Below are 3,761 nucleotides of genomic sequence, written 5' to 3'. Positions count from 1 at the left end.
TCATAGGTTCAGCGCAACCGGCCAAGTTAATTGTCGCTGAACCGGCCAAGATAGTTGACGCGCTACACAAGCTCCAGTTCTCTCTTGGGTGTTTTCTGATCTTTCTTCACAAAGGCGTGGAGCACAACAATGGACTCGCCCTTCACATAACAGAAAAACCCTCTGCCAATGCCTTCTTTTGCCTTGGCACGAACCTCAAACAATCCAATACCCATTGGCTTCGTGTGCGGTTCACCAAGGTGGGCTCCATGCTTTTCCATCATTTCCAACAGCCGGATCATCCGGGCTTGGATCTTCGGTGGCATGCCCAGAATGTCACTCTGCACGTCTCCGTAAAAGACAATCTCCCATTTCATTGCTACTGTCCCTGGATCTTGAAGGTATCATATATGATAACCAGACAAGCGAAAGACCGATTAGATATTAAATAACTCCTTTTAATATCCGCTTGGAATCTTCACGGCCCAGAAATCACTCTAAATGCTTGAATCACTCAAGTATATCCAGTATTTTATACAGTATTCAAGCGACGGGCCGTCAGGGTTAGACACTATGCCACGTTCAAGGAAAAACCAGATCGCTCTGGAAGCGACACCCTACTATCACTGCACCTCCCGGTGCGTGCGCCGCGCCTTCCTGTGCGGACGTGACGAGCATTCTGGTAACGACTACGAACACCGTCGTGGCTGGATCGAAAACCGGATAATCGAGTTAGCCAGGGTTTATGCGCTCGATGTATGCGCCTATGCCGTCATGTCTAATCACTACCACATAGTGCTTCACATCAATGCTGAGAAAGCCAAAGCCTGGTCGGATACCGAAGTCATCCAACACTGGCACAGCCTTTATGCCGGTAACTTTCTCAGCCATGAGTACCTAGCAGGAAAAGACCTCTATGAAGAGCAACTCAACGTTATCTCTGAGCTGGTAACAGAGTGGCGTGAGCGACTGATGTCGATCAGCTGGTTCATGAAAGCCCTGAATGAAGACATTGCCCGGCAAGCCAACGTTGAAGACAACTGCACCGGTAGGTTCTGGGAGGCAAGATTTAAATCCCAGGCATTGCTGGATGAAACTGCACTGACAACCTGCCTAGCCTATGTGGACCTGAACCCAGTCCGAGCCTGTATGGCCGACACACCGGAAGCGTCAGAATTTACCTCGGCTAAACGGCGGATCGATACCGCCAAAGAAGAACCGGAAGCGACCGAACCCAAACAGCCAATACCGTTATTTCCGTTTGTTGGCTACCCTAGACAAGACATGCCAGAAGGCTTGCCCTTTCGGCTGCAAGACTACCTGGAACTACTCGACTGGACCGGTCGTCAGATCCGTAGCGACAAACGCGGAAGCATCACACAGTCCCTTCCACCCATTCTCGAACGCCTTAATATCGATGCTGAACATTGGGTCTATAACACTCAGCACTTTGAAAGCCAGTTTAAAGGGATGGTTGGCACTGCAATCTCGATTAAAGCAAAGTGTCAGCAGTTCGGTTACAGACGAGCACCTGGATTAGCACTAGGCGCGCAACCTACTTAGCCAGAACCTTCCTCACTTCTCAATTCTCGGGCCTAACTGAGGCGCTTGCGTGCCTGAAAATCACAAAAATCAGCCAATTCTCCCTAAATTACCAGGCTGAAGTGAATCGGTACTCCTGCCTTTCAAACTACTGACTTGATCTAGGGTCCGCTTTCCGTTTCCCTACTGTGGTGCATGTCCTATGTGGCTTTCCGTTTCCCTACTACGGTGTATGTCCATTGTGGTCCCCAATATACTAACCAAACTTGAAATGCCCAAAATGTATTTCTCCTGGTATACAGGAGATATTTATAGACGGCCTAGCCGCTTAATAGAATAATGAACTCATACGGATAAAATAATTTTGAGTTGATTAAAAATCATGCAAAAGGAACTGAAAATGAAACCGGTAGTGCTACTAGTAATTTTGTATATTTTTTATACACCCCTAGTATGGTCACAAGAAAAATCAATTATCGATATTGGTCAGTACACTGCCGTTGTCATTACAGATGAACATAACGGAAGAATGAGAGTTTGGGGAGATATTGGCCGAAGATTCGATCCATCTATACATCAAAACTGTAAAATCGCTGAATGTATGTTGAGGAGGGAATCTCCAAGTGTATTTCCTTTGGAAAGAAGCGTATGGGAATTTTCAGTTAAAGTGGACGAAATGACGGATAGTCGACATGTAGAACTGAGACGTTCAGCATCTAGGTATGATGAGAGGTATGGTGAATATCCTATGACAGTGGATATTAGCCTCTTCATACGTCTATCAAGCGATGAATACCAAATGCTATGCGTAGCTGGACATGATTATCCTGGAAAGTCAGCAATGATTAGAATTGATGATAACCCCCCAATCGAAAATAGGTATCAAAAAGGTTGCTTTCCATTGACTAGCGATTTAGAGGAACAGCTTCGCCGTGGTAACAGAATTATGATACGGGGTTATACTTGGCCATATAGTGAAGCAAATACATACTCAGTTAATCTTTCGGGATATATTGCGGCATCTACATATTTAAGGAATCTAATACAATAGTACATTTATATTTTTGTGATTATTCTCAGTTTAAAATAGTCTTACGATCTGACTAAATTGATAGGGTGCTTAGGTACCCTATCGTAGTTTTGGGAGTCAGAATTTAGGTTACTACTACCGAGCACACCCACTGGAATACCATAGAGCAAAACTATCTGTTGAAACTTCTTGATAGCTGCCTAATGTGCCTGTCCAAATAAGCATCCATTCCCGCAAGGACATGGTTTATTTCGGCAGTTTCCTTTCACCCTAGATTTTATAGGCTTTGACCCCTGTTTTCTAACTTCTCTCAGGCTTTCAAAGTCCCTCAAATATGGCAATGTGAACACCCATAACAATCATGTGGAAGTCACTCTGACTGTCATTACTCCGGTGGTGTCCTGTTTAGCCAAGGTGGACACTAATGTGACTGTCCCGATAGTCCTGTTAAGATGACTGTCCTGTTAGCCCACCTTTGCTCTGCAATAGTTTCAATGGTTTGCAAGGTAAAGACCTTTCGTCATTGCCGTCCCCATTCCTTTCCACCCATTTCTACCAATCGAGAAGCGGCTCGTCGAAAGGAAAAGGCGAGATCATTAGCGGACGATAATTGTGCCAGTGACACGCCAATTAGACCCGTCGCCGACCACTCAAAATGTTCCCCCTCTTTGGTGCGAATCATGGTCGTCGCAAAGGAACTCGAGTTTCCCCCCTTCTCACTGACAAACAATTCTTCATCTCCATCACTGCTTTCGACTTGCGCTTCAAAATCGACAAATAATTCGTCCAGCGGGACTTGTACCGCTAGCACCAAGCGGGTGCGAGATTCATAACACGCGTCAATGAGGGTCACGAATCGCCGCGCCTCGTTGAGGTGGTTGGCGTCCAGTTGGGGGACGCTGTCCACGATGAGGACCGGGAATCGGTCGCAGAGGGAAATATAATCGGCCGCGCCGAGCGGTTGGTAGCACAACTCGGAAAAGTAAAACCAGGCGCACCGGTCATTCAATCGGGCGACCTGGACGGTACGACCGAAGGAGACTTGAATGACCTCAGCCTCAGTTCCGGATGCAGTGCCACCAAATATTTCTTCCAACTGCGCCTGCATGTTGTTGTGTAACCGGTCATTCTACGGAGTGGTTGCAGGCCATATAAAGATCTGATTGCCTCGGATCAGCAGCGAAGCGTTCTTTCCAAAGTCTTGGTGTCA

At 46.6% G+C, this 3,761-nt stretch carries 4 protein-coding genes; 2 read left to right on the top strand and 2 right to left on the bottom strand.

Annotated elements, in window-relative coordinates:
- Positions 1 to 62: 62 nt before the first annotated feature.
- On the bottom strand, positions 63 to 356 hold the full coding sequence (locus tag G565_RS0120470; RefSeq protein WP_028672471.1) for a type II toxin-antitoxin system RelE/ParE family toxin: 294 nt from the start codon (positions 354 to 356) through the stop codon (positions 63 to 65).
- Between the two features lie 196 nt (positions 357 to 552).
- On the opposite strand from G565_RS0120470, the gene G565_RS0120465 reads away from it, so the two are divergent.
- Positions 553 to 1,542: a transposase gene (locus G565_RS0120465; protein WP_028672470.1), complete on the top strand. Its 990-nt coding sequence runs from the start codon at positions 553 to 555 to the stop codon at positions 1,540 to 1,542.
- 361 nt (positions 1,543 to 1,903) lie between these two features.
- On the top strand, positions 1,904 to 2,572 hold the full coding sequence (locus tag G565_RS26950) for a hypothetical protein (RefSeq protein ID WP_157600186.1): 669 nt from the start codon (positions 1,904 to 1,906) through the stop codon (positions 2,570 to 2,572).
- Positions 2,573 to 3,071: 499 nt separating this feature from the next.
- Here the strand turns inward: G565_RS26950 and zapE are convergent, their stop codons facing one another.
- Positions 3,072 to 3,659: an AFG1/ZapE family ATPase gene (gene zapE, locus G565_RS25275; protein ID WP_245584226.1), complete on the bottom strand. Its 588-nt coding sequence runs from the start codon at positions 3,657 to 3,659 to the stop codon at positions 3,072 to 3,074.
- Positions 3,660 to 3,761: the final 102 nt, after the last annotated feature.

Origin of the sequence: Saccharospirillum impatiens DSM 12546, assembly GCF_000423605.1 — a bacterium.
GTDB lineage: Bacteria > Pseudomonadota > Gammaproteobacteria > Pseudomonadales > Natronospirillaceae > Saccharospirillum > Saccharospirillum impatiens.
The sequence above is the reverse complement of the archived record's forward strand: the minus strand, read 5'-3'. Positions and strand labels throughout refer to the sequence as shown.